General features: G+C 67.3%; 22 protein-coding genes. 7 read left to right on the forward strand and 15 right to left on the reverse strand.

Features of this window, described 5'->3' with window-relative positions:
- Positions 1-319: 319 nt before the first annotated feature.
- From argS to BLU32_RS21300, 4 genes are all read right to left on the reverse strand, one after another.
- Complete coding sequence (gene argS / locus BLU32_RS21285) at positions 320-2,062, reverse strand: arginine--tRNA ligase (RefSeq protein WP_093810295.1); 1,743 nt, start codon at positions 2,060-2,062, stop codon at positions 320-322.
- A gap of 83 nt (positions 2,063-2,145) precedes the next feature.
- On the reverse strand, positions 2,146-3,246 hold the full coding sequence (gene mtnA, locus BLU32_RS21290; RefSeq protein ID WP_093810297.1) for an S-methyl-5-thioribose-1-phosphate isomerase: 1,101 nt from the start codon (positions 3,244-3,246) through the stop codon (positions 2,146-2,148).
- 90 nt (positions 3,247-3,336) lie between these two features.
- A complete protein-coding gene (locus BLU32_RS21295; RefSeq protein WP_093810299.1) occupies positions 3,337-3,651 on the reverse strand; it encodes an antibiotic biosynthesis monooxygenase in 315 nt (104 codons plus the stop codon).
- Positions 3,636-4,949: a DUF2325 domain-containing protein gene (locus BLU32_RS21300; protein WP_157727775.1), complete on the reverse strand. Its 1,314-nt coding sequence runs from the start codon at positions 4,947-4,949 to the stop codon at positions 3,636-3,638. Before BLU32_RS21300 ends, BLU32_RS21295 begins: the two co-directional genes overlap by 16 nt.
- A 457-nt stretch (positions 4,950-5,406) precedes the next feature.
- Between BLU32_RS21300 and hemP the strand changes: the two genes are divergently transcribed.
- The 5 genes from hemP to BLU32_RS21325 all read left to right on the forward strand — a co-directional run bounded on the left by hemP (position 5,407) and on the right by BLU32_RS21325 (position 10,948).
- Positions 5,407-5,616 carry a hemin uptake protein HemP gene (gene hemP, locus BLU32_RS21305; protein ID WP_093811454.1) on the forward strand — a complete coding sequence of 70 codons (210 nt, stop codon included), beginning with the start codon at positions 5,407-5,409 and terminating at the stop codon, positions 5,614-5,616.
- 140 nt (positions 5,617-5,756) lie between these two features.
- Entirely contained in the window at positions 5,757-6,839 is a 1,083-nt protein-coding gene (gene pheS / locus BLU32_RS21310; RefSeq protein WP_093811456.1) for a phenylalanine--tRNA ligase subunit alpha, read from the forward strand.
- Positions 6,836-7,510, forward strand: a complete 675-nt coding sequence (locus tag BLU32_RS21315) for a phenylalanyl-tRNA synthetase subunit alpha (protein ID WP_093810303.1) — start codon at positions 6,836-6,838, stop codon at positions 7,508-7,510. The genes pheS and BLU32_RS21315 overlap by 4 nt, the downstream gene beginning before the upstream one ends.
- A 65-nt stretch (positions 7,511-7,575) precedes the next feature.
- Positions 7,576-9,996 (forward strand): phenylalanine--tRNA ligase subunit beta, encoded by a 2,421-nt coding sequence (gene pheT, locus BLU32_RS21320; protein ID WP_093810305.1) that lies wholly within the window; start codon positions 7,576-7,578, stop codon positions 9,994-9,996.
- Positions 9,997-10,123: 127 nt separating this feature from the next.
- A complete protein-coding gene (locus BLU32_RS21325) occupies positions 10,124-10,948 on the forward strand; it encodes a nucleotidyltransferase family protein (protein ID WP_208976943.1) in 825 nt (274 codons plus the stop codon).
- On the opposite strand, the gene pabB is transcribed toward BLU32_RS21325, so the two are convergent.
- The gene (pabB, locus tag BLU32_RS21330) at positions 10,864-12,714 is read right to left on the reverse strand and encodes an aminodeoxychorismate synthase component I (protein WP_093810307.1); all 1,851 of its coding nucleotides are present in this window, start codon (positions 12,712-12,714) and stop codon (positions 10,864-10,866) included. The two genes, BLU32_RS21325 and pabB, sit on opposite strands and share 85 nt — an antisense overlap.
- A 35-nt stretch (positions 12,715-12,749) precedes the next feature.
- A complete protein-coding gene (locus BLU32_RS21980) occupies positions 12,750-13,766 on the reverse strand; it encodes a bifunctional 2-polyprenyl-6-hydroxyphenol methylase/3-demethylubiquinol 3-O-methyltransferase UbiG (RefSeq protein WP_157727776.1) in 1,017 nt (338 codons plus the stop codon).
- A gap of 249 nt (positions 13,767-14,015) precedes the next feature.
- Here BLU32_RS21980 and BLU32_RS21340 point away from each other — a divergent pair, with 249 nt between their 5' ends.
- Positions 14,016-14,786: an SDR family oxidoreductase gene (locus tag BLU32_RS21340; protein ID WP_093811460.1), complete on the forward strand. Its 771-nt coding sequence runs from the start codon at positions 14,016-14,018 to the stop codon at positions 14,784-14,786.
- A 21-nt stretch (positions 14,787-14,807) separates the two neighbouring features.
- Here the strand turns inward: BLU32_RS21340 and BLU32_RS21345 are convergent, their stop codons facing one another.
- The gene (locus BLU32_RS21345) at positions 14,808-15,224 is read right to left on the reverse strand and encodes a hypothetical protein (RefSeq protein ID WP_093810311.1); all 417 of its coding nucleotides are present in this window, start codon (positions 15,222-15,224) and stop codon (positions 14,808-14,810) included.
- A 131-nt stretch (positions 15,225-15,355) separates the two neighbouring features.
- Here BLU32_RS21345 and BLU32_RS21350 point away from each other — a divergent pair, with 131 nt between their 5' ends.
- Positions 15,356-16,330: a LysR family transcriptional regulator gene (locus BLU32_RS21350; protein WP_093810313.1), complete on the forward strand. Its 975-nt coding sequence runs from the start codon at positions 15,356-15,358 to the stop codon at positions 16,328-16,330.
- On the opposite strand, the gene BLU32_RS21355 is transcribed toward BLU32_RS21350, so the two are convergent.
- From BLU32_RS21355 to BLU32_RS21390, 8 genes are all read right to left on the reverse strand, one after another.
- A complete protein-coding gene (locus tag BLU32_RS21355; RefSeq protein ID WP_093810315.1) occupies positions 16,327-17,025 on the reverse strand; it encodes a VIT family protein in 699 nt (232 codons plus the stop codon). The two genes, BLU32_RS21350 and BLU32_RS21355, sit on opposite strands and share 4 nt — an antisense overlap.
- Positions 17,022-18,911, reverse strand: coding sequence for a heavy metal translocating P-type ATPase (locus BLU32_RS21360; protein ID WP_093810317.1), 1,890 nt, complete (start codon positions 18,909-18,911; stop codon positions 17,022-17,024). Before BLU32_RS21360 ends, BLU32_RS21355 begins: the two co-directional genes overlap by 4 nt.
- Before the next feature lie 33 nt (positions 18,912-18,944).
- Entirely contained in the window at positions 18,945-19,925 is a 981-nt protein-coding gene (locus BLU32_RS21365) for an FAD:protein FMN transferase (RefSeq protein WP_093810319.1), read from the reverse strand.
- Positions 19,906-22,113 (reverse strand): PepSY domain-containing protein, encoded by a 2,208-nt coding sequence (locus tag BLU32_RS21370; protein WP_093810321.1) that lies wholly within the window; start codon positions 22,111-22,113, stop codon positions 19,906-19,908. Before BLU32_RS21370 ends, BLU32_RS21365 begins: the two co-directional genes overlap by 20 nt.
- A 13-nt stretch (positions 22,114-22,126) precedes the next feature.
- Positions 22,127-22,609: a DUF2271 domain-containing protein gene (locus BLU32_RS21375; RefSeq protein WP_093810323.1), complete on the reverse strand. Its 483-nt coding sequence runs from the start codon at positions 22,607-22,609 to the stop codon at positions 22,127-22,129.
- A gap of 86 nt (positions 22,610-22,695) precedes the next feature.
- Positions 22,696-23,040: a hypothetical protein gene (locus tag BLU32_RS21380; RefSeq protein WP_093810325.1), complete on the reverse strand. Its 345-nt coding sequence runs from the start codon at positions 23,038-23,040 to the stop codon at positions 22,696-22,698.
- A 175-nt stretch (positions 23,041-23,215) separates the two neighbouring features.
- A complete protein-coding gene (locus BLU32_RS21385; RefSeq protein WP_093810327.1) occupies positions 23,216-23,821 on the reverse strand; it encodes a cytochrome b/b6 domain-containing protein in 606 nt (201 codons plus the stop codon).
- 52 nt (positions 23,822-23,873) lie between these two features.
- Positions 23,874-24,149, reverse strand: a complete 276-nt coding sequence (locus tag BLU32_RS21390) for a PepSY domain-containing protein (RefSeq protein WP_093810329.1) — start codon at positions 24,147-24,149, stop codon at positions 23,874-23,876.
- Positions 24,150-24,168 lie beyond the last annotated feature (19 nt).

Consider the following 24,168-nt stretch of genomic DNA (forward strand, 5'->3'; position numbering starts at 1 on the left):
AGCCGCAGCACCGGAACGCGCGCGAACTTGCGCTTTCGCAAAATGTGATGCCCTGGAAATGATGCCCTGGAAACGATGCCCTGTAGAACTCCGCGCCGCGGGAGGGACGGCCGTCTCGGCCATGCCCTTCCGCGGATGCCACCGCAAGCGTTCAAGCGAAACCGCTGTCTTTTCAATCGCATGCGGCTGATGGTCAATTTCGCTTAATTTTGCACCGAAAATTGCGAAGTTTGATCTCGAAATTGATGAAATTGATCGCCGAGGCGGAATATTGCCGCACCCGCCCATCGCACCGGCGGCGGGGACAAACCGGCGTTTGCTATCCGGTTCGCGATGTCCCTGCAGCGGGTGCATCCGCGCCCGGCACCGCGTCCGGCAACAGTCCGCAGGCGGTCATCGCCGCCCTGACCTGCGGCTGAAGCACCGCGTCCGCCTCCGGGTCGATATCCCCGTCGCGGCGTGCTTGCGCAAGCCGTGCCAGAAACCGGGCCGGCGCCACCGGATCGTCGCGCTCGGATGCCTGGATCAACACCCGCCGGAGCCGTTCGCCCTGCAGCAGCGCGAAGCGGCCTGCGTCGTTTTGCAACAATCCGGCGGCGGGTGCCGGGCCGAGCGCGAGTGCCGCGAGATCGAAGCCCGGATTGCGCGCCGGATCGGTCAGCGCCGCAAGGTCGATCTCCAGCGCGACGCCGGCCTCCGCGATCAGGAACGGGGTGAGCGCGATGGCCGCCACAGCGCGGGCTTGCGTCTCTGCGGGCAGGTCGGCGAGCGGGGCGGGAAGCGCATGGGCGAGCGTGTCGAGCAGGTCGTCGATCAACAGCGTGTTGCCGGCGCTCGATTTCATCGTCGAGCCCTCAAGCCGCACCAGTTGATGGGCCAGCATCCGGTAGCGTTCGAGACCGGCCCTGGCGCCGAGCGCTTGCAGGGCCTCGACGCGGATCTGCGTGCTGGTCAGCCACTCCTCGCCCATGACATGCACGATGCGGTCTGCCGGCGCATCGCCGTCGGCGATTTCCAGCCAGAGAACCAGCGCGCGCAGGTGCTCGGTGGCGAAGCCGTCGCTGCGGGTCAAAGGGCAGCGCGGGTAGTCGTCGCGGCCCGTCTCCAGGATCACCACGCCGTCGTCCTCGCGGCGCGCGAGACCGAGGTCGACCAGCCGGTCCGCAAGCGCCAGTGCCGGCCCGATCGCATCCGATTCGCGCAGCTGGAGGTCGTGGCGCTGGCCGAGCCGGGCGAGCGTCGCCGCCTGGTCGCGCAGGACGAGCGCGATGGTCTCCCGCCACAGGGCATGCGTTTCCGCGTCGCCTTCGCGCCAGGCGGCGAGAACCGCGTCGGCGGCATCGCCATGCAGCGTCAGCTCCCGCGCGATCGGCGCGTCGGCCTCTGCGCCGTCTTCATCGGACACAACGGCCCCGGCGACCTCGCCGTAGAGCCGGCCGACGATCCGGTCGACCGGTTCGCTTCCGGAAAGCGCCGACAGTCCGCCGGCAGCAGAAACGCCGGCCAGCGCTTCGGCGATGTTGCGGCCGATGTCGCAGACGACGCTCTGGCAGGCGACATCGGCGCCCCGCGCCCGCCACAGGGCGGCAATCGCGCCGCCGAGCGCGATGTTGCGCAGGTGGCCGACATGCAGCGCCTTGTTGGCGTTGGGGTCGAGATAGTCGACCAGAATGCGCATGCCGGTGGCGGTGCCGCGAAGCTGCAGGGGATCGCCTGCATGCGCGGTAAGTCCTTTGGCGACGCGCTCCAATGTTTCGTCGGTGAACCGCAGGGTCAGCCGGTTCTTCGAAAGCCGCGCGCTTTCCACCGCCGGCCAGGCCTCGAAGACCGCCGTCAGGGCATTTCGAGCCTCACCGTCGATCCGGCCCTTGAGGATGACGGAAACGTCGGCCGCGCCTTGCGGGGAGCGGCGAAAGTCGGTCTGCCGGTCGAGACTGCCGATGGCGGCGTCAAGCCCGGCCTCCACGAGCGCCGACAGGGCCCCCGCAACGAGCGGGCCGCCCGGGTCCGCAATGCTGCCGGGTGGGACGCCGGCGCGGGTCGGCTGTCGGTTTTCGTCCATCGATCGGTTCCGAAGGTCGCCTGTCTGGGCGAGGTCGGAGCAGTTTTGCAACCTTCGGTCGATCAGGCAAGCGCGGATGCGCGTCAGGCCACCGCGCGGTCGGGAAAGAGGCCCGCAAGGCCGTCCGCGCTTGCATCGCAAATGCCGCGCTCGGTGATCAGCCCGCTGACGAGACGCGCCGGCGTGACGTCGAAGGCCGGGTTGGCCGCCGGCGTGTCGGGCGGCGAGATCAGCACCTTGTCGATGGTGCCGTCGGCGCGCCGGCCCTGGATCCAGGTGACTTCTTCCGGATTGCGCTCCTCGATCGGGATCTCGCGCAACCCGTCGCGCACGCTCCAGTCGATGGTCGAGGACGGCAGCGCGACAAAGAAGGGAATGCCGTTGTCCTTTGCCGCCAGCGCCTTCAGATAGGTGCCGATCTTGTTGCAGACGTCGCCCTGGGCCGTGGTGCGGTCGGTGCCGGTGATGACGATGTCGACCTGGCCGTTCTGCATCAGGTGGCCGCCGGCATTGTCGACGATCAGCGTGTGCGGCACGCCGTGCTTGCCGAGTTCCCAGGCGGTCAGGCTGGCCCCCTGGTTGCGCGGCCGGGTCTCGTCGACGAAGACATGAACGTCGATCCCGGCGTTGTGCGCCTGATAGATCGGCGAGGTCGCCGTGCCCCAGTCGACGGTGGCGATCCAGCCTGCGTTGCAATGGGTCAGCACGTTGACACGCTCGCCGGGCTTCTTCCGGGAGGCGATCTCGCGGATGAGCGAAAGGCCGTGTTCCCCGATGGCACGGTTCACCGCAACGTCGTCGTCGCAAAGCTCGGCGGCGAAGCGCCAGGCCGCCTCCGCGCGCTCCCTCTCGGGCAGGGGCGCGAGGCGGGCGCGGGCGGCATCGAGCGCCCATTTCAGGTTGATGGCCGTCGGCCGCGTCGCGATCAGCCGCGCATAGGCATCGGCAAGTGCGGCGTCGCCGGGCTCGGCGCGCATCGCCAGCGCCACGCCGTAGGCGGCGGTGGCGCCGATCAGCGGCGCGCCGCGCACCCACATATCGCGGATGGCGGTGGCCGCGTCGTCGACGCTGCGCAAATCGACGGTGACGAATTCATGCGGCAACCGCGTCTGGTCGATGATGCAGGCGCTGGCGCCGTCTTCACCCGGCCAGATCGCGCGATAGGGGGTTCCGTCGATCTTCATGAATTTCCCGCTCCGGTTGCAAAATTTGCCGGCCCAATCCTACCATGCCGCGCGCCGCCGCAAAACCGGTGCGTATACGGTTTTCCCGAGCTATCGGGTCTCGGCGAGCACCACGCGAAAGCCCTCGAAATCTGGCGGGCCGAGGTAGAGCGGCTTGTTGTCGCCGGCGTTCTTGTGCGCGTCGCGGAAGGCCTGGCTCTTCGTCCAGGCCAGAAATGCGTCTTCGCTTTCCCAGATGGTGTGCGAGGCAAAAAGCGTGTGTTCGTCGCCGGTCGCGCCGCGCAGCAGGTGAAACTCCTTGAAGCCGGGCACATCGGAAAGCTTGCGCTCGCGGTTGCGCCAGACGGTCTCGAAATCGTCCTCGTGGCCGGGTCTGACGCGAAATCGGTTCATGGCGATGAACATGTCGAGGTGTCCTCCTGTAACGGGTCGAGACCCGTTACTTGGCCATGGTCGTCCGCTTCGACAAGACTGCGCAAGGCCCGTGCAAAGGCACTCTGGCCGGCGCTGCGCAGCGGAACGAAGGGTGTGTTGAGCTTCTGGCAGGCACGCTTGGCACGCAGGCAGGCATCGTGACTGACGCAGGTGACGGGACAAAAGACGCAATCGACCGACGGCAGCAGGTGATCGAGACGTTGCGGCGCGTCCTCAACCCCGCCGTCGTGGTGCAGGAAGTCGGCGTTGAATCCGGCGGCAATGCCACGCAGCCGGTCGCGGTGGCCGTGCAACCCGCCGACATAAAGCACGGTTCGCGGACGTTCGTTCGCGTCGGTGGGCAAGGCCTCGTGTTTCGCGGGCGCGGGCGACGGCCGGTCGGCGGGCATCGCCCGGGCCTGGTGCCTGGGCGACGCGGTCAAGGTGTCGGGCCGGGCCGGAGTGTCTAGCGCCCGCAGCCTTGCTTCCGCCTGGCGCGCCCTCACCCTGGCGCCCTGGAGCGCGCGCTGGGCCTTGTCGAACCGCCGTTGCAGCGTCGCGGCCCTGGCGTCCGTGTGGCGCGGAGCGTGCCGGATGCCGGTCCCGGTCTCGCCGGGGGCGGGCCGCGCATGCAGGGCGGCGATGCGCGCGTGCAGTCTGGCAATCTCGCTGTCGCGCTCGGCCAGGGCATCGTGCAGGCCGGCCTCGGTGCGTCTTGCGCGCTCTTCGGTTTCGCGGATCTGGTCGCGCAAGGCCGCCGCTTCGCCGGTCTTGCGCCGAACCGAGGCGCCGGCCAGATGCGACCACATATGCACCTCGCCGAAGATCCGGACCCGCAACTCGCCGGGAACATGGCCGTGGCTCATGAAGGCCCAATAGGCCGGTGCGACCTGGCCGTTTTCGCTCATGTCGTGCCACAGCGCATTAAGCTTTTCGTCGCCGCGCGTGCGCGAAACCCGGCGCAGGGCGCCCTCGAAGCGCGTGTCGAGCAGCTTCTGGAAGGCGCGGGAAAAGGCATTGTCGGTGGTCGACAGGCGAACGAAATGACCGTGCACGTCGTAGTCGGGCGTCTCGGGCGAGACCTCGATGCCGACCCGCCGCGCGACCCGGCGCAGGTCGTCGATGTCGGCGCAGGTGCCGACGATGGAGCAATGGACGCTGTCACCCTGCTCCCACAGGGAGATCCGCCGTCGCGGCGGCGGGTCCGTCGCGTCAGGTGCGTTGCTTGAGGCTTCTGCCTTTATGGCGGCGGCGACGGCGGCGCCAATGCGGTCATCGCGCGCGCACATGGCAGACCTCGGGTGAGGGATGAAACGGGGCCCGCGCGAATCGCGCCACGGGAAAACGGCAAAGGGAGAATGGCGACAGCATGGACCCTCGCTGATCGCGGCGCGGACATCCGCCGAAACGGGGCCGCGCGCATCTTGCGCATGAAAAGGCGTGGCTGGCTGAACCGACGAGGGAGTTGCCGGCTTGGCTTGCTGGCGCTTGGACATGTCCACCGGATCCCTGGACACGGGAAGAGACCGGCGAACGCGACAGGGATATAAAACATGATAGAAAGAGTCAAGAATAACGTCCGCGCGCGAAACAGCGACCTCGGCCGAAGGCGTTTATTGCGGATCCAAGGGTCGGATGTGAACAGGTGGCGCGCCGGGATTGCATCCATGAAAAAACATGAGTATTTGAGTCATGAATAAACCCGAAGCGGCGGTTTCGTGCCCGTTTCGTTTCAAGGAGACTGTCATGCCCCACAATCCAGCAGTGCGCCGGACGCTTCTTCGCCGGCCGGGTGCCCGCAGGCCCGCCCCCGGCTCTCCCGCGGCCGCGCCTGCCCCGCTTGAACTCGACAGTTCCGCGCTTTTCCAGGGCGCGCGGGAGGTGCATATCAAGCACAAGGACATGACCTACCGCTTGTCGATCACCCGCTTCGAGAAGCTGCTTTTGACCAAGTAGGACGCCGCTTGCGCCGCTGTATGTGAATTCGCGAGACGGCTGCGGCTGGAAACCCGTAAAAAGTCTGCTAAAAGACCGAAAACCTTCTCAACGTGCCGTGCGCGCGAGCCTGCTTGCGCGCCGCCAATTCCGACGGTGTCATGTCCGAACTCGAAAGCCTAGAATCCGAGATCCTCGCGGCCATCGCCGCGGCGACGAGCGAAGCCGAACTGGAAGAGGTGCGGGTCGCTGCCCTTGGCAAGAAGGGGTCGGTCTCCGAGCAGCTCAAGACACTGGGCAAGCTCTCTCCCGAGGAACGCCGCGAGATGGGGCCGGCGATCAACGGCCTGAAGGCGCGGGTCGGCGAAGCGCTGGGCGCCCGTCGCGAGATCCTGCAGGAGGCCGCCCTCAACGCAAGGCTCGAGGCGGAGCGCGTCGATGTCACACTGCCGTTGCGCATGGCCCCGTCGGAAACCGGCCGCATTCATCCGGTAAGCCAGGTGATCGACGAACTGACCGCGATCTTCGCCGACATGGGGTTTTCCATCGCCGAAGGCCCGGACGTCGAGACCGACCACCTGAATTTCACCGCGCTGAATTTCCCGGAAGACCATCCGGCGCGCGACATGCACGACACGTTCTTCCTGCATCCCAAGGAAGACGGCGAGCGCATGCTGCTCAGGACCCACACGTCTCCGGTGCAGATTCGCACGATGATGTCGCAGGAACCGCCGATCCGCGTGATCACGCCGGGGCGGACCTACCGCTGCGACAGCGACCAGACGCATACGCCGATGTTTCACCAGGTCGAGGGCCTGGTCATCGACAAGGGCAGCCACATCGGTCACCTGAAGTGGGTCCTTGAGGAATTCTGCAAGGCGTTTTTCGAGGTCGACGAGATCAAGATGCGCTTTCGTCCCTCGTTCTTTCCCTTCACCGAGCCGTCGATGGAGGTCGATATCGGCTGCGACCGCTCCGGCAACGAGGTGAAGATCGGCGAGGGTGACGACTGGCTGGAGATCCTCGGCTGCGGCATGGTGCATCCCAACGTGATCCGCAATTGCGGGCTGGACCCGGATGTGTATCAGGGCTTCGCATGGGGCATGGGCATCGACCGGATCGCCATGCTGAAATACGGCATGCCCGATTTGCGGGCCTTCTTCGATGCCGACGTGCGCTGGATCGACCATTACGGCTTCCGGCCGCTCGATCTGCCGACCCTGTTCGGGGGGCTGTCGCGATGAGGCTCTTCGCAGCTTTCTGGCTGGTGCTGCTGGCGGTCCTGCTTGCCGTGCCGGTGCAGGCCCAGGCTCAGACGCTGAACCAGACGCCGGCCCAGGCGCAGTTGTCGGGCGAGATGGCGTCGTTTCTGGAGGTCTGCGCCGACAAGAGCGCGGAACGCGGCCGGCTGCGCTATTGCGACGACTATTTCCGTCTGGGGCTGGGCGCGGGTGCGGACCCGGTGCTGTACCTGCGCGACCGCATCACCAGGTTGCGCGCAAGTCATGAGGCCAATGCCTCGGAAAAGTACCAGAGCTTCCTGACTGCCGTTTACATCACCGCCTTCCTCGCGATCGCCACCCTCGTCCTGGTGACGAGCGAGCGGCGCATCGCCGGGATCTCCAAATGGTCGACGGCAACCTCGGCGCTGGCGTTGCTGGTTCTCATCGGCGCGATGACCTACGGCTGGCTCGACAAAAGCCAGGCCGAGGATTCGGCGATGCTGGAGCTCGGGTTGCTGCGCGACCAGATCGAGACCGAGGCCTCGCAGGCGATCGCCGGCGGCGACGGGATCGCGGACGCTCAGGTCGAGCGCTGGAACGACCGGCTGCACGAGATCGGCCGCCGCTTCGCCGAAGCCTATGCCGGGGCCTCCATCATGCCGGACCTGGATCGTTTCACCCCGACCGATTGACGCCCGCGTCGAATGGCGCCGCTTGACCAGGCGCCCTCCGCGACAAGACACAAGAGACCGATGCCATGAAATTCACCCTGTCCTGGCTCAAGGATCATCTGGAGACCGATGCAGGCCTCGACGAGATCGTCGAGATGCTGACCCGCATCGGGCTCGAGGTCGAGGATGTCGCCAATCCGGCCGACCGGCTGAAGAGCTTCACCATCGCCCGCGTGGTCGAGGCGAAGCCGCACCCCAATGCCGACCGGCTCAAGGTGCTGAGCGTCGATACCGGCGATGGCGCGCCGCCCGTTCAGATCGTCTGCGGCGCGCCCAATGCGCGCGCCGGCCTCGTCGGCGTTCTGGCGCGGCCCGGCGACTATGTGCCCGGCATCGACGTCACGCTGTCGGTCGGCAAGATCCGCGACGTGGAAAGCTTCGGCATGATGTGCTCGGAGCGCGAACTCGAACTGTCGGACGAGCACAGCGGCATCATCGATCTCGGCGAGGACGCGCCGGTCGGTGCCTCCTATGCGCAATTCGCCGGTCTCGACGACCCGGTGATCGAGATCGGCCTGACGCCGAACCGTCCCGATTGCGCCGGCGTCTCGGGCATTGCCCGCGATCTGGCCGCCGCCGGTCTCGGCAGGCTGAAGGAAAACCGCCCGCCGCAAGTCGCGGGTGAGGGCGATTGCCCGGTTTCTGTGCGCCTCGACTTCGGCGACACGCCGTCGCTCTGCCCGGCTTTCGGCCTGCGCCTGGTGCGCGGCATCGCCAACGGGCCGTCGCCGGAGTGGATGCAGAAGCGGCTGATCGCCATCGGCTTGCGCCCGATCAACGCGCTCGTCGACATCACCAATTACATCACCTTCGACCGGGGCCGGCCGCTGCACGTCTTCGATGCTGCCAAGGTGTCGGGCGATCTCGTGGTGCGGCGAGGGCGCGCGGGCGACGAATTGCTCGCGCTCGACGGCAGGATCTATCGCTTCGACGACACGATGTGCGTGATTTCCGACGACAACGGTGTGGAATCCATCGGTGGCATCATGGGCGGGGAGCTGTCCGGCTGCACGGCAGAGACGACCGACGTCCTGATCGAATCGGCGCTTTGGGACGAGACCAACATCGCCCGCACGGGACGCGCGCTCGGCGTCAATTCCGACGCCCGCTACCGCTTCGAGCGCGGCGTCGATCCGCAGTTCTGCCTGCCGGGTCTGGAGCTTGCCACGAAGATGGTGACCGAGATCTGCGGCGGCGCGCCGAGCAAGGTGACCTTCGCCGGTGCGTTGCCCGACACCGACCGGGCGATCGACTTTCCCTTCGCCGAGGTCAGGCGTCTTTCGGGCCTGTCCTTGTCTCCGCCGGAGATCAAGGGGGTGTTGAGCCGGCTCGGTTTCTGGGTCACCGGCAGCGGCGACACCGTCAAGGTCTCGCCGCCGTCCTGGCGGCCGGATGTGCACGGCAAGGCCGATCTGGTGGAGGAGGTCGTGCGCATCGTCGGCCTCGACAAGGTGGTTTCCACGCCGCTGCCGCGACACACGACGGTGTCCGACCGCGTGCTCACCATCGCCCAGACGCGTCGCTCGCAGGCACGGCGCACGCTTGCCGTGCGTGGCATGAAGGAGGCGGTCACCTGGTCGTTCATCTCCGCCAGTCAGGCGCAAGCCTTCGGCGGCGGCGGGCGCGACCTTGAGCTTGCCAACCCGATTTCCGCCGACATGTCCGACATGCGCCCGAGCCTGGTGCCCGGCCTGGCCGCCGCTGCCCAGCGCAACGCCGACCGGGGCTATCCCGATGTGGCTCTCTTCGAGGTCGGTCAGGTCTTTGCCAACGACACGCCGCAGGGCCAGTCCATGGTCGCCGCCGGCGTGCGTCGGGGGACCGCCGGCTTCATGGGCGCCGACCGCCACTGGTCGGGCAATGCCGCGCCGGTCTCCGTCTTCGACGCCAAGGCGGATGCGGAGGCAGCGCTTGCCGCCGCCGGCGCGCCGGTTGACAAGCTGATGGTCTTCGCGGACGCGCCCGACTGGCTGCATCCGGGCCGCTCGGGCGAATTGCGCCTCGGCCCCAAGACGGTGCTCGCCCGCTTCGGCGAATTGCATCCGCGCGTCATGCGCGCGCTCGATCTCGACGGGCCGGTTGCGGTTTTCGAGGTGTTCCTCGATGCGGTTCCCGTGCCGAAAGGCAAGGGCGGACGCTCAAAGGGCGCGTTCAACGCCAGCGGCCTGATGCCGGTGCGCCGCGACTTCGCCTTCGTTGTCGACGAGGCGGTGACCGCCGACAGGCTGATGAAGGCGGCGCGCGGTGCCGACAAGGCGCTGATTGCCGACGTCACGCTGTTCGACGTCTATCGCGGCAAGGGCGTCGAGGAGGGCCGCAAGTCGCTCGCCATCGACGTGACGCTGCAACCGCGCGCAAAGACCCTGACCGACGAGGATCTCGACGCGGTCGCGGGCAAGATCCGCGCGGCGGTGGAAAAGGCGACCGGCGGCACGTTGCGCGGCTGAGCGTTTTTGCCGGGGCGCTTGTGTCGGCGCGCTGCCTCCCATACCCTTTGCAGGATGCTTCGGCGCGGCCGGTGAAGACCGGGAGCGCCGGGGTCTGCGGGGGCAGGGAGCTTTTCAGGAGCGTGTGGTGGCTGCACTGACATCGCCTCGAAACCCGATACCTGCGATCGGCCTTGCCCTCGACCGGACGACGCTGGGCGATCCCGCACGCGCCAGCGAGGACGACCGTCGCCGCGTTCTGGAGCTTCTCGTCCGCACCGATGCCGACCTGATGCGGGTCTTGCGCGGCGCGCGAAGGCTTGCCCTGCCGGACTGGCGGCTGGCCAGCGGCGCGATTTACCAGACCGTCTGGAACGCGCTTACGGACAGGCCCGTCGGGCACGGCATCAAGGACTTCGATCTGCTGTATTTCGACGGGTCCGACACCGGCTACGAAGCCGAGGACCGGGAAATCGCGCGTGGCGAAGCGGTCTTCGGAAACACCTCCGTCCCGGTCGAAATCCGCAATCAGGCGCGGGTACACCTGTGGTTTCAGGCCCGCTTCGGCCGGGCCTATCCGAGGCTTCGCTGCACCGACGAGGCGCTCTTGAACTACGCCGCAAAGACCCATGCGGTCGCCGTGCGGCTGGAAAACGACGATCGTCTGTCCGTCGTGGCGCCCTTCGGACTGGCGGATGTCTTCGCCATGCGGCTGGTGCCCAATCCCGCGCTCGACAATGCCGCGACCTACGCGCAAAAGGCAGCGCGGATGACGCAGGCCTGGCCGGAGATCGAGGTCGTGGGCTGGCCCCTGGAGGCCGGTGCCGCGGGCAGCGACGACGCGGTCGCGCCTGTGGAGGATGACCCGCAGCCGGCAACCGGGACGGATCAGCGGCCGCGTTCCGGGCCGTCTTCGGACGGACGGGACTGGATGTCGCTGGCCACCAGCCCGCGCACCGAATTGCCGAAATAGACCTTTTCGGCCCCCAGCACTTCGTCCAGCGTCACGTGCGCCTCGAAGGCGCGCCCGCTTTCCAGCAGGGCAGCACGCAGCGTGCCCGGCAGAAGGCCGTGGCCAAGCGGAGGGGTCACAAGCCGGCCGGACCGCTTCACGAAGAGATTGGTATAACTTCCCTCGGTGGCAAAGCCCTCCCGATTGACGAAGAGCACCTCGTCGCATCCGCGTTCGATCACCATGCGCTTGAGCGTCCCGTCGTAGAGTGCGCGGCGGGTCGTCTTGTGGGCCAGAAGGGGATTGCGGGCGTCGACCGGCGTGTCGGCGATTTCGATCCGCCAGCGCGGCGGGGTGGCCGCAAGCGCCTCGTCGGAGATCCGCAGGCGACCGTTTGCGGACAGTTCCAGGCGAACGCGGCGCGGCGCGTCGAAGCGATCCGCACGTGCGGCAAGCTCCGCTGCGATCTTGTCCGGCGAACAGGAAAATCCCAGTCGCGCGGCGCTTGTCTCAAGCCGGCGCATGTGTCGTTCGAGCAGCAGGTAGCCCTCGCGCGGGTGCCAGGCCATGGTTTCGAACAGCGCGAAATCGGGCAGAGGATTTTCCAGGAAGGCGAGCTTGAGCCGGCTTTCCGCATATTCCGGGCCCGCGCCGGAATCGAAGACCAGCCCGGATCCCGTCCCGATCTCGAAGGTGCCGGATGGTCCGCTTTCGTCGGGCGTGGCGACCAGCGTGCGGATCGCGACATTGAAGCGGAAGTCGCCGCCCGGCTCCAGATGGCCGATGGACCCGGTGTAGATCCCGCGCGGGCCCGTTTCCAGGCCGTGAAGGATCTCCATTGCCCTGAGTTTCGGTGCGCCGGTGATCGACCCGCAGGGAAAGAGCCGCGCCATGCAGGCGGCGAACCCTTGGCCGGGTTCGAGCTGCGCGTCCACCGTCGAGGTCATTTGATGGAGCGTGGCATAGCGCTCCACCTTGAACAGACGGGACACCTGAACGCTGCCCGGCACGGCGATGCGCGACAGGTCGTTGCGCATCAAATCGACGATCATGACATTCTCGGCCTGCGACTTCGGATCGCGGGCGAGGTCGGCGGCAATCGATGCGTCCTCCGCATCGTTGAGGCCGCGCGGCGCGGTGCCTTTCATCGGCCGGCTCGTTATCCGGGATCCACGCCGTTCCAGAAACAGCTCCGGCGACAGCGACAGGATCGTGTGCGTGCCCAGATCGAGAAACGCGGCATGGCCCACCGGCTGTGTCGTGACGAGTTGTGCAAACAACGCGCCGAGATCGCCGCGATAGTCGCCCCGGGCCCGCATCGTCAGGTTGGCCTGATAGATATCGCCCCTGGCGAGATGCGCCTTGACGGCCTTGAAGGCGGCCGTGTAGTCGCCCTGCTGCATGTCGAGCCCGGTCACCGTTGCAGTTGGCGGCGGCGCATGGGCCGCGCCCCGCGCGTTCTTGCCGGCGAGCAGCGCAAGCGCCGCTTCACGGTCCATTGGATCGGGGGTGTCGTAGACACCGAACCAGACCAGAGGCAGGTCTGAGGTCCCGGGCGCGAGATCCCGCAGCTTTTCCTCAAATGCATAGCCGGCTTCATAGGCGAGGTAGCCCGCCACGTGGTGACCGTCCGCCGAGGCCTCTTCGGCAGCCTCCAGGCAGGCTGTCACGTCCTCGATCCGGAAGCAGGAGACGATGCGATGCGGAGCGGAAAACCGGAGCGCGGTGCCGGCTGTTGCGTCGAGCAGCAGGAGGGTGCCGGTCGTATCGCCGGGGCGTGCGGTCATGGAGATCCTGCTCGACGTCTTGCTGGGGATCCGGGTCAGGACCGGGACTGAATGCCCGCCCGCGCCGGCGCGCTCTTGCTCATTCTGGCATAGACCTGATCCAGGATCCGCGGCGCGGAGCCGTAGCTGAGCGCCAGCAGAAATTCCTTAGGGTAGCGGTAGAGCTTGCCGACAAACCGGCCGATGCCCTTCTTGCTGGCGACATGAGCGATTGCCGAGGTTCCGGTCAGGTCGTCCCACAGGGCGCGGTAGTTTTCCGGCATCTCGATCGGCGTGTCGCTGAAGCTCGACGACACCTTTCGCGCAAGGATGGTCGTTGCCGCCGATGCGGCGGGAATGATCTCGAACCCCGCCTTGAGCAGCATCGCCTTCAGGGTCGTGTGGTTGAAATTGTAGATGTGGGCGTAGTGAAACCGCGTCGAGGGCGCATGGTTGGTGTTCCGGATATTGGGCACCGCCACCGAAAAAAGCCCATCCTCACGGAGGAGCGAATTGATGAACCGCAGCGAGGCGAGCGGGTCGGGCAGGTGCTCCAGCACATGGTTCAGGTTGATGATGTCGTAGCCGTCCGGATTGAGGTCCGCCGTCTCGTAATTGCAGTTCTGGACCGGCAGCGAGAGCACCCGCTGCGTGTATTCCGCATAGCCGGTGTTGGGCTCGATCCCGGAGGCGTCGAAGCCCATCTTGCGCGCCATGTAGAGAAATTCGCCGCTGCCCGAACCGATGTCGAGAAAGCGGGTCTGTCCGGCGCTCGCGTGTTCCGCGATCTGGGCCATGCGCTGATAGGCCCCCGGCGCATAGCGGAAGGTGTGCTTGAGCCTGGGCTCATAGGTGGACTTGTAGGCCTTGCGGTAGTCCACGGTGTAGAACCGGTCCAGCTCTTGCTTGGTGGGGATCGGATGGCTGTGCACGAGCCCGCAGCCGGTGCAGACCACCGTGGTCAGCGGCTTTGAATCGCGCCCGACGCCGGAGATGACCCGCCGGTCCTTGCCGGCGCAGATCGGACACTCCGTCTCGAGCGAAATCAAGCTCCCGTTTTCGAAGTTCGGCAAGACATGGCTCCCGGTTCTGGCAGGTTCTGCGGCGTTTCTTTCAAGGTGCTGGATGCCTGGCGCTATCCTGTGGCTCTGTCTTATTGGATCGAATGGTCCGCGACCAGAGGCAGAAGCTGAATTCTTGCCAAATCCACCGCAACGGCCGGATGTCGACAATGTGTTCCTCCCGGGCTCGGCAGGGTCGGAAATTGCGATAGGATTGACGGTGTCGATCCCGCGATTGCAAATCCGATTTCTGGAGAGCGTATGTCCGAGTTTGAAAACAAGACCGTTGTCATCACCGGCGCCAGCCGGGGCATCGGCGAAGCTGCCGCCCGTCATCTGGCCGCCCTTGGCGCGAATGTCGTGCTTGCGGCGCGCAGCGTCGGCGACATCGAACGTATTGCCGCCGAGATCGAAAAGGCCGGGGGCAAGGCAACGGCCTTCGCCTGCGACGTCAGCCGATATGACGACGTGAAGGCATTGATCGCGCGTGCGGTCGATCTTTACGGTCGGCTCGATGTGCTGGTGAACAACGCCGGCCTGATCGAGCCGATCGCCCGGCTTGCCGACAGCGACCCGGAGGGCTGGTGCCAGGTCGTCGACGTCAACGTCAAGGGCGTCTATTTCGGCCTGCGCTGCGCGATCCCGGAAATGACCGCGCGCGGCGGCGGCACCATTATCAACATCAGTTCCGGGGCCGCCACAGGCGCGCTGGAGGGCTGGAGCCACTATTGCGCGACCAAGGCGGCGGTGCTCTCGCTCACCCGCTGCACCGACAAGGAGTATCGCGGCGAGGGCATTCGCATGATCGGCCTCAGCCCCGGCACGGTGAAGACCGAGATGCAGGTGGCGATCAAGAAGTCGGGCGTCAATCCGGTCAGCCAACTCGACCCGTCGGTGCATATTCCGCCCGAATGGGTCGCGCAGACGATCGCCTATCTCTGCGGACCCGAAGGCGACGCCTATCTCGGCACGGATTTCTCGCTCAAGACGGACGAGGGCCGCGCGGCGGTGGGACTGCCTGCCGTTTCGTGAGGCAGAGCGCGCGTCGGCCGGTCACTTGGCCGGCTCGACCCGCGCGGCGGCATGTGCGCCGGCCGGCGCCGTGCCAACGCCATGGCGCAGCACCGTGACGGCGAAGAGCGCCATCGTCGCGATCGCGAGCAGAGATCCCGCCTGCGCCAGCACCGGCCAGTTGTCGCGGATCGCGAAGACGATGCCCGGCGTCAGGACCAGCACAGTTGCGACCACCAGGGCAAAATGGATCCGAGCCAGCGGCGAGGCGGCCGCTGTCGGGGTAAGCGCGTAATAGGTGCCGAAGACGGCGGACATCACGAAGCCGAGCAGGTTGAGGTGGCCGTGGGCGGGGGACAGCGTGTGGTCATGGGACGCCGACATCTGGATGCCCCAGACCATTCCGGCGAGCCCGAAAAGCGCGGCCGTGGCGAAAAACCACGTGGGTACGGATCGCATGGCAGTTCCTCCCTCGATATCCGTCGATGGTCTCGGCGTGGTCGTCATGGCGTTTCCCGAAGCCAACCGGCCAAAGAGTATCGGGCGGAAATGCATATGAAAAATCGATTGATCGTATAATATCTATTCGCATGACGAATTTCGCGACTCTCGACCTCAACCTGCTGCGGGTGCTGGATGCCCTCTTGAGCGAAGGCTCGACGGTGCGCGCCGGCGAACGTCTCGGGCTGTCGCAGCCTGCGGTGTCCGCCGCGCTGTCGCGGTTGCGCGGCGCGCTTGGCGACGAACTGTTCTTCCGCCGGGGGCAGGGGCTGGAACCGACGCATTTCGCGCGATCCCTGGAGGCGCCGCTGCGCGAGGCGCTGGACGGCCTCCAGACCCTGCTCAACGGCCCGGCGGCGTTCGATCCCGCGGCCTCCGACAGCAGCTTCACCGTATCGGGCAGCGACTTCTTCGCCGAGATGCTGATGCCCGGGCTTGCCGGGCGGCTGGCGCGGACCGCGCCCGGCATGCGGGTGCATCTCGTCGATCTCGTGCCGGACAGTTTTGTCGGTACGCTGCAGCGTCACGAAATCGACCTGGCGCTGGTCCCTGAGGTGGAGGCGCCGGACTGGGTGGAAACCCGGCGGATGTTTTCCTGTCCCTTCGTTGCGGTCGCTCGCAAGGGCCATCCGCGCCTTGCCGATTCGCGGGTGTCGCCAGGCGATGTCATGCCGATGGATCTCTTCTGCGATCTCGGTCAGGTGGTGTTTTCGCCGGAGGGCAATCTTCGCACGATGGGCGACGCCGCGCTGGCGCGGGTCGGGCGGGAGCGGCAGGTGGTGATGACCATGCCGGTGTTTTCCGGCGTCTATCGGGCGGTCGCCGCCTCCGATCTGATCGCGCTGCTGCCGATGCAGCTTGCCAGGCAGGTCGCCCCGGGGGCCGGGCTTGTGCTTTATCAGGTGCCCATGCCCATGGCCCCGGTTGAGATCGTGATGATCTGGCACCGCCGCTTTTCCGCCAGTCCCTCACATGTGTGGATGCGCGACCAGATCGCCGATCTGCTTGCCCCGCTCGATGCGATGGCCCGAGCGCGCGGCGGTTGCGGTCGCGGACCCTCCTAGACGTTGACCCCGAACATCATGCCGACGGCGGCGGTCGCCCCCATGGCAAGCGCGCCCCAGAAGGTGACGCGCAGCGCGCCCTTGGCCAACCCGGCACCGCCTGCGGAGGCACCGAGCCCGCCGAGCACGGCAAGCGCCGGCAGGGTGGTAATCGCCACCGCGAGCGCAATCCGTGGGTCCGGCGCGAGCCCCGCCACGATCAGCGGCACGACGGCGCCGGTTGCAAAGCTCAGCGCCGACACGACGGCGGCCTGGACCGGATGGGCGGTCACGACTTCGGAAATGCCAAGCTCGTCGCGCGCATGGGCTGCGAGCGCGTCCTTTTCGGTGAGCTGGACGGCGACCTCGCGCGCGAGCCGGTCATTGAGACCGCGCTCGACATAGATCTGCGTCAACTCGTCGAGTTCCGCTTCCGGCGTTTCCTCGAGCTCCCGGATTTCGCGGGCGATGTCGGCCTTTTCCGCATCGGTCTGCGAGCTCACCGAGACGTATTCGCCGGCGGCCATCGACATCGCGCCGGCGACGAGACCCGCAAGGCCGGCGATCAGCACCTCCGGGCGCCCCGAGCCGGCCGCGGCCACGCCGACCACCAGGCTCGCTGTCGACACAAGGCCGTCGTTGGCGCCCAACACGGCGGCGCGCAGCCAGCCGATGCGGTGCATCGTGTGGGTTTCGGAGTGAAGAATACGGGTCATCGGAGGGGTTTGCCTTTGTTGTCTGCGTTTTGACCGGTCGAGGGATGCGTGCGCGGATGGATCCTGAGCGCGCGCAGCGCGTTGAGGATCACGGCCACATCGATCACCTCCTGCAGCAGCGCGCCCTGAACCGGCGTGAGATAGCCGAAGGCGGCCGCACACATGCCCGCAATCGAAAGACCGATGCCGGCGACGACGCTTTCCACCGCGATCCGCCGTGCGCCCCTGGCCACTTCCAGTCCCGGCAGCAGGCGGTCCAGGTGATCGACCAGGAGCACCACTTCGGCGGCTTCCGCCGAGGCGGCCGCGCCGCGCGCGCCCATGGCCACGCCGACGTCGGCGGCGGCGAGCGCCGGCGCGTCGTTGACGCCGTCGCCGACCATCATCACGGGACCGTTCTTGCGCTCGCTCAGCACCAGCAGGACCTTCTGGTCCGGCGACAGGTCGGAGCGCACCGCGTCGAGGCCGAGGCCTTCCGTGACCGCTTCCGCCACGGCGCGCCGGTCGCCGGTCGCCAGAAGAATGCGTTCGATGCCGTTTTCCCGCAGACCGGCAAGCAACGCCCCCGTTCCCGAGCGCAAGGCGTCCGCCAGGAGCAGGTGACCGGCCAGCGCGCCGTCGACGGAGACGGCGACAACCACCGATCCCGGTTCGCGGAAGTGGTGATCCCAACCAGGGCGCTCGGCCTGTCGGGCGACGAAACCGATCCCGCCGACGATCACGCGGCGTCCGTCGACGGTTCCCGCAAGGCCTTCGCCGGCGGTCTCGACGAGGTCGTCCGGCACGGGAAGGGCCATGCCGCGCGCGCGGGCCTCCGCGACGATGGCTTGCGCGATGGGGTGTTTCGACGCCTGGTCGAGCGCGGCGGAGAAATAGAGCACGTCGTTTTCGCTGAGCTCGCCATGGCGCTCGACGGAGACGATCTTCGGCCGCCCGTCGGTCAGCGTGCCGGTCTTGTCGAGGATCAGCGTGTTGATCCGCGCCAGCGCCTCGAGCGGTTTCGCGCCCTTGATCAGCACGCCGTAATGCGCGGCGCGCGACAGGCCCGCCACCAGCGCCACAGGCACGGCGAGGATCAGCGGGCAGGGTGTTGCGACAACGAGAACGGCAACCGCGCGGATCGGATCGCCGGTAAACCACCATGCAGCCGTTGCCAGCACCACGGTGACGGCGAGGAAGGCGAGCGAATAGCGGTCGGCGAGCCGCGCCATCGGGGCCTTGGATTTCTGTGCCGCTTCCACCAGCCGCACGATCCCGGCGTAGGTGCTGTCGGCGGCGCGGCGAGTGGCGCGCAGGTCGAAGGCCTCGCCCGCGTTGGTCGCCCCGCTCATCACCTCGCCATCGCGCTCAAGCCGCGCTGGCAGGGATTCGCCCGTCAGCGCCGAGAGGTCGAGAACGGCGCGCGCGCTTTCCACCGTCCCGTCCACCGGTGCGATCTCGCCCTGCCGGATCAGGAGACGGTCGCCGGGCTCGATTTCCTCCAGCGGCACCTCGTCGAGCGCGCCATCGCGGTGGCGGGTCGCCGTGCGCGGCACGCGGGCGAGCAGTGCGCTCATCTCGCGTCGGGCGCGGCCTTCCGCGAAACTTTCCAGAAATGTACCGCCGGAATACATCAAGGCGACCACGGCGGCGGCCAGCGTCTCGCCGAAGACAAGCGCTGCCGTCATCGAGAGTGCCGCGACGATGTCGAGCCCGACCTCGCCGGCGCGCAGGGAGCGCACGATCTCGATGAGAAGCGCCGCCAGCACCGGAATGACGCCGGCCGACCACGCGATGCTTGCGGCTTGCGCGAAGCCGGTGAGCGAAAGCGCCAGACCGGTCAAGAGCCCGACAAGCGCAATCGCCAGCAGCGCGATCTTCATTCGATCCTGAAACGGGGCGGTCATCTGTGTGCTGTCATGAAAAGGGAGATCCCGGTGTCAGGTCGCGCAACCGACGCCGGGGGTCGGGCGCGGCTGGAACAAAGATCCGACCGGCGTCCGGCGAAGCCTGTCGCCGTCGCGGTCGATGAAGAGCGTTTCGAGGCCGAGTTTACGGGCGAGACGCGCGCCCTCCAAGCGTCCTTTGACCATCAGCGCCGTTGCCCAGGCATCCGCCGTCATGCAGGTGTCGGCGACGACGGTGACCGAGGCCGGCGCATGCGCCAGCGGGCCGCCGCGCTTCGGGTCCATCGTGTGCGACAGCCGCTGCCCGCCGACCTCGACGAAATGGCGATAATCGCCGGACGTGGCAACGGCGGTATCCTCAAGCGCCAGGATCGCGCAGGGTTTGCGCGTGAGCGGATCCGGGTCCTCGATGGCGATGGTCCAGGGCGACCCGTCCGGCTGTGCGCCGAGCGCGCGCAGCTCGCCGTCGATGGCAAGGAGCGCAGCGGGTATGGCGAACGCCCTGGCGATCTCGGCGAGCCGGTCGACGCCATACCCCTTGGCGATGCCGCAAAGGTCGAGCGACACCGGCGAATGTTTGCGCGCCCGTCCGCCCGCACAGTCGAGTTCCAGCACGTCATGTGCGGCCGGTCGCGTGGCGGAAAGGGCTGCGCGGATGCGGGTCTCCTCCGCCGCCTCGGGGCCGAATCCCCAGGCCGAAACCGCATCGCCCATGGCAATATCAAAGGCGCCGTCCGAGGCGCGGCCGACCGCAAGTCCCGCGTCGAGCACCGTCATCAGCGCGGCCGGAAGGGCGACCCAGACATCCGTCGGGGCCGCGTTCAGCCGCATGAGATCGCTGTCGGCTTTCCAGGTGGACATTTGCGCGTCCACCTCGGCCACGGCCTGCGCCATGGCGCGTTCGGCAGGCGCGACGTCGAAATCCGCCGGCATGTGAAACAGGGCGGACCAGCGGGTGCCCATCGTCGCGCCGTTCAGGGCGTGGCGTGTGAGGTCAGTAAATGTCTTCGCCATATCGGCCCTCGGCTTTGAGTGTCTGAAGGGAGAGGCCCCGGGGTGCGAGGATCTCGGCCAGCGCTTGGGCAACACCCGCCGCCATGCCGCGCCCGCCGCACACCAGTACCTCGGCACCGTCGGCGATCAGCTGCGCCACTCTTGCGCCATCGCGGCGCAGTGCGTCCTGGACATAGGTGCGCGTATCCGCCCGCGAGAATGCGGTGGTGAGCGAGGTGAGCCGTCCGTCCGTCCGCCATTCGCAAAGCTCCGCGCCGTAAAGCAGGTCGCTGTCGGGATGCCGGACACCGAACCACAGGTGCATCGGGCGTTTGTCTGCATTGGCCCGGGCAAAGCCGGCAAGCGGCCCGATGCCCGTTCCTGCGCCGATCAGGATCACCGGCGCGCGGCCGCGTTTTGGCCGGAACGTCGGGTTGGGGCGCACGAAGGCACGCATTCCGTCGCCGGGTTGAAGGCTCAGGAGCTGTCCCGAGCACAGCCCGCCGGGGTGTTTTTTCACACAGATCTCGGCAAAACCGTCGCTCGTCGCGGAGGCGAGCGAATAGAACCGGGTGACGGGCGAGCCGTCCGGCACGATGCCGAGGAGGTCGCCGGCGGCGAAGCGCGGCAGGCCCTGGCCCAGCCAGCGACGCCAGACCGGCACCCGGGGCACGGCAAAGCGCAGGATGGAAACCGGCGTCTGCATGTCCGTGCCGTAGTCGCGGCGCGAGACGAGCGTCAGATCCTCGGTGCGCGGCGCGAGCGGCTGGTGATCGATCTCCAGCGGCGTGCCGATGGCGGCCCCGAAGGCGCGCGCCCAGCGGGTGAAATCCTGCGGCGACTGGCGGTCCACGCTGTCCATCGGCAGGAGCTCCGCCCAGCCTTTCGCCTCTGCCGCATCCGCGACATCTTTGGCGAAACCGCAAAAGGCGGGAAAACTGCGGTCGCCGAAGCCAAGCACCGCAAGCGATGCGGCGGGGGGTGCGGGCATTGCCACCAGCCGGTCGAGAAAGTTCGCGGCCGAGGCCGGCGCCGTGCCGTCGCCATAGGTCGCGGCAAGCACGACGATGCGCCTGGCGCTTGTGTAGCGTGTCGGCGCGAAACGCGACATCGCATCGGTGTGCACCGTGTGGCCGGCGGCAGCGAGCGCGTCATGCAGCGTCTTTGCAAAGCCCCAGGTGGTGCCGCCTTCGCTGCCGACCAGCAGGATCGTGTCGGCCCGACCCGGCGCGGCATTGGCACGGATGCGCGGCCGCTTGCCGGCGCCGCCCGCCCACAGCACGACGCCCGTTCCGGCCATCACGGGAATGCCGAGCGCCATCAATCCGAGGACAAGCCCGAGCAGGGACGCGCCTTCGCCGGTGTGCAGCATATAGACGGTTTCGGTGATCTGCTCCCAGCCGCCGAGATCGCGCCAGGCGATGAGCGCGCCGGTGCCCTGGTCGATATAGCCCTGGCCGGCATCGGTCTTCAGCGTGAAGGCGTCCGTCGGGTCGTCGGGGTAGGGAAAGGTGAGTTCGCGCAAGGAGGAGACGGCGGTGTCGCGCAGCGCCGGCATGTCGTCGGGCTTCGCACTGGTTTCCCCGCTAACGGGGGGAAAGGCCGGGGGACCGGCCCCCTCCGGCAGGAGGGCGAAGGTTGACGCGCTCATCCACAAAGCGGTGACCGAGGAGAGCAGCAGGCCCGCGACGGTTGTCCGCGCGATCTCCACATGCAGCCGCCCGGACAAGGGGCCCTTGAGCGGCGAAAACATCTTCCGCCAGCCGCCGGTGCGCCGCGCGACGAGTGCGATGCCGCTGATCGAGAGGAGAAGCAGCGAGACAGCGCCAACCGCCGCCGCGATCCGGCCCGTGTCGTCGAGGAACAGCGACCGGTGCAGGGTCTTCAGCCAGCCGTGGGCGGCCGGCGCGTCGGCGCTTGCCACGCCCGCGCCGGTTGCCGGATCGATTGTCGCGGCGCCCGGCGTGCCATCCTCGAACCAATAGGCGACAATCCGGCCCGACGGGGCGCGCCGGATTTGCTCGACGCCCGGATATTCAGCCTGGATCCGCGTCGCGAGCGCCGCGACGCTGAGCCGTGCCTCAGTCTGCGCCGGAGTCTGGAGGCTTTCCAGCGCCGGGAACAGCGAGAGGGCGGCGCCCGACAGGGCGAGCACCACCAGGAGCGCCGCGGCAATGAGGCCCGGCCATCGGTGCAGACTGCGGATCATGACAATCGCTCCGTTACATGTCGTAGGAGAAGGAGGAGATGTAGCGGCGCCCGCGCGCGGGTTTTCCGGCGCCGGCGGAGGTCAGCGGAACGACGATTTCCGACGGGCTGTCGCGCATGTCCTCGACGGCGGCGTCGATATGCAGTTCGTAGCCGGCATCGAAGAGCGCGTCGGAGAGATCGAGCGTGATCGAGAGCTGACGTCCCGCGCCGACACTTGCGCCGGTGATGCCGTTGATCTCGGCGGTGTTTCCGGCTGTGGCGCGATACCAGTCGCGCAGGTGTTCGTAGTATTTGGACTTGCCCCCGGCCATCCACAGGCTGCCCTTGTAGGCGCCGGAGGCGTCGGTGACGTAAAGCGCCAGATAGGCGCCGTCGCCGCCGTAGGTGTTCAGCGTCGTGGTCAGGGTCACCGGCCGGGCCTGCGCGGCGCCGGGAAGGGCGAGTGCCGTGGTCAGCGCCGTGGTGAGGGCAAGGGCGGCAAGAAGGGATTTCATCGGGGATCTCCGGCCTGCAAAGGTGAGGGGGGTGGTCCCGCCGCCGGAACGGGCGGCGGGCATTGGCGGGTGTGGGGCGAAAGCGGTCAGTTCACCTTGACCTTGGGGGCGGCGCCGCTGCCGAACAGGCCGTTGGCCGGCGGGGCCACGGTGCCGGCGGGTGCGGCGTTCATGCCGCCACGGCGTCCGCCGTAATCGTCGTCATCATCATCTTCGTCATCGTCGTCGTCATGATCCTCGTCGTCGCGCTCATGATCGTCGTCGTCATTGCTGGCGAGCTTCAAAAAACCGTCCTGGAGCGTCGCCGCGCCCTTGGAGATGGCCGCATAGGGTTCGTCCAGGTCGAGGGTCCTGATGGCGCCGATGGCGGGCGCCGCGATCAGCGCGCCGAGTGCTGTGGTGGCGGCGAGAACGGCAAGTTTCGTCTTCATGGCAACGTCTCCTCGTGATGTATCGATGCGAGGACAGTCGCGCTCCAGCCTGAGGGCTTGCTGACGGGTTGCGGATTTTCGCTTCAGCTTGGCGTCAGGTTCGGGCGCCAGCGAAACGAAAAAGCCGGCTCGCGAAGGCGCGGGCCGGCCAGGAAAGGCGCAAGGCAGGAAACTCTCAGTCGATATCGCCCGGCTCGGGCTTGCGCTTGTCGCCGGTGATCATCGCCCGCGCCAGATTCTCGCGGTGACGGATCGACGCCAGCGCCACGCCGCCGAGATGCAGGATGACGAGAATCAGCATCAGGTCGGCAAGGATCTCGTGAACTTCTTCCAAACCGCCTTCGCCGCCATATGCGGCGGTGGCGTCATCGTCGTCGGCAAGCGCTGAGGCCACGACCGGAGGCAAATGCGAGAACAGCGACTGTCGCCCGGGGTCTTCCATCAGCCAGCCGGTGTAGGCGGTCGCCGACATCACGACCAGGATCGCCAGGATCATGACCGCGCCAGCCGGGTTGTGGCCGATGTAGCGCGCTTCCCGCCTTGCAAGGATCTCCCGCAGATAGTGCAAGACGGCGCCTGGTCCGCGCACGAACTGCGAGAAACGGGCATAGCGCGTGCCGATGACCCCCCAAAGGATGCGCAGGGAAATCAGCGCGACGGCCGCATAGCCCGCCCATTCGTGCAGGTCAGACCATTCTTCTGCACTGAGCCAGGCCACCGCGAAGGCGACCACAAGGCTCCAGTGAAACACTCTGACCAACGGGTCCCATACGCGTATCATGCTATTCTCCATCGGTGGCGCCTGTCGGAATGTCGGAACCGACAGGTCGATCTCAGTCGTCGAATTCGAACTCCACGATGTCCAGCGTCGCGGGATCGACCTTCACCTCGATCGTGCGGCCTTGCGCGTCGCGGCCCTTGATCTCGTAACAGCCGTCGTCGATCTTGATGCGCCGAACCGACCAGCCCTTGGCCTCGGCCATGGTCTTGACTGCCTTGCGCGGCTGCCAGTCCGCCATCGGCACCGTGCAGTCGTCGTCGCTGGCGCCAGCCGGACCGGTTGCGCCAAGGGACAAAAGCGCGGCGAGGAGAATGAGGGGCATCTTCATGGGAGGACTCCGGTGCGTG

The sequence above is a fragment of the Stappia sp. ES.058 genome (genome assembly GCF_900105595.1).
Classification (GTDB): Bacteria; Pseudomonadota; Alphaproteobacteria; order Rhizobiales; family Stappiaceae; genus Stappia.

Excerpts from the sequence above, each read along its gene's own strand:
- BLU32_RS21295 (WP_093810299.1), bottom strand. The coding sequence starts at position 3,651 with ATGTTCATCGCCATGAACCGATTTCGCGTCAGACCCGGCCACGAGGAC.
- pheT (WP_093810305.1), top strand. The coding sequence starts at position 7,576 with ATGAAATTCACCCTGTCCTGGCTCAAGGATCATCTGGAGACCGATGCA.
- hemP (WP_093811454.1), top strand. The coding sequence starts at position 5,407 with ATGCCCCACAATCCAGCAGTGCGCCGGACGCTTCTTCGCCGGCCGGGT.
- BLU32_RS21370 (WP_093810321.1), bottom strand. The coding sequence starts at position 22,113 with ATGATCCGCAGTCTGCACCGATGGCCGGGCCTCATTGCCGCGGCGCTC.
- BLU32_RS21300 (WP_157727775.1), bottom strand. The coding sequence starts at position 4,949 with ATGTGCGCGCGCGATGACCGCATTGGCGCCGCCGTCGCCGCCGCCATA.
- BLU32_RS21340 (WP_093811460.1), top strand. The coding sequence starts at position 14,016 with ATGTCCGAGTTTGAAAACAAGACCGTTGTCATCACCGGCGCCAGCCGG.
- BLU32_RS21315 (WP_093810303.1), top strand. The coding sequence starts at position 6,836 with ATGAGGCTCTTCGCAGCTTTCTGGCTGGTGCTGCTGGCGGTCCTGCTT.
- BLU32_RS21385 (WP_093810327.1), bottom strand. The coding sequence starts at position 23,821 with ATGATACGCGTATGGGACCCGTTGGTCAGAGTGTTTCACTGGAGCCTT.
- BLU32_RS21345 (WP_093810311.1), bottom strand. The coding sequence starts at position 15,224 with ATGCGATCCGTACCCACGTGGTTTTTCGCCACGGCCGCGCTTTTCGGG.
- BLU32_RS21380 (WP_093810325.1), bottom strand. The coding sequence starts at position 23,040 with ATGAAGACGAAACTTGCCGTTCTCGCCGCCACCACAGCACTCGGCGCG.
- BLU32_RS21355 (WP_093810315.1), bottom strand. The coding sequence starts at position 17,025 with ATGACCCGTATTCTTCACTCCGAAACCCACACGATGCACCGCATCGGC.
- BLU32_RS21365 (WP_093810319.1), bottom strand. The coding sequence starts at position 19,925 with ATGGCGAAGACATTTACTGACCTCACACGCCACGCCCTGAACGGCGCG.
- pheS (WP_093811456.1), top strand. The coding sequence starts at position 5,757 with ATGTCCGAACTCGAAAGCCTAGAATCCGAGATCCTCGCGGCCATCGCC.
- mtnA (WP_093810297.1), bottom strand. The coding sequence starts at position 3,246 with ATGAAGATCGACGGAACCCCCTATCGCGCGATCTGGCCGGGTGAAGAC.
- BLU32_RS21350 (WP_093810313.1), top strand. The coding sequence starts at position 15,356 with ATGACGAATTTCGCGACTCTCGACCTCAACCTGCTGCGGGTGCTGGAT.
- pabB (WP_093810307.1), bottom strand. The coding sequence starts at position 12,714 with ATGACCGCACGCCCCGGCGATACGACCGGCACCCTCCTGCTGCTCGAC.
- BLU32_RS21360 (WP_093810317.1), bottom strand. The coding sequence starts at position 18,911 with ATGACCGCCCCGTTTCAGGATCGAATGAAGATCGCGCTGCTGGCGATT.
- argS (WP_093810295.1), bottom strand. The coding sequence starts at position 2,062 with ATGGACGAAAACCGACAGCCGACCCGCGCCGGCGTCCCACCCGGCAGC.
- BLU32_RS21375 (WP_093810323.1), bottom strand. The coding sequence starts at position 22,609 with ATGAAATCCCTTCTTGCCGCCCTTGCCCTCACCACGGCGCTGACCACG.
- BLU32_RS21390 (WP_093810329.1), bottom strand. The coding sequence starts at position 24,149 with ATGAAGATGCCCCTCATTCTCCTCGCCGCGCTTTTGTCCCTTGGCGCA.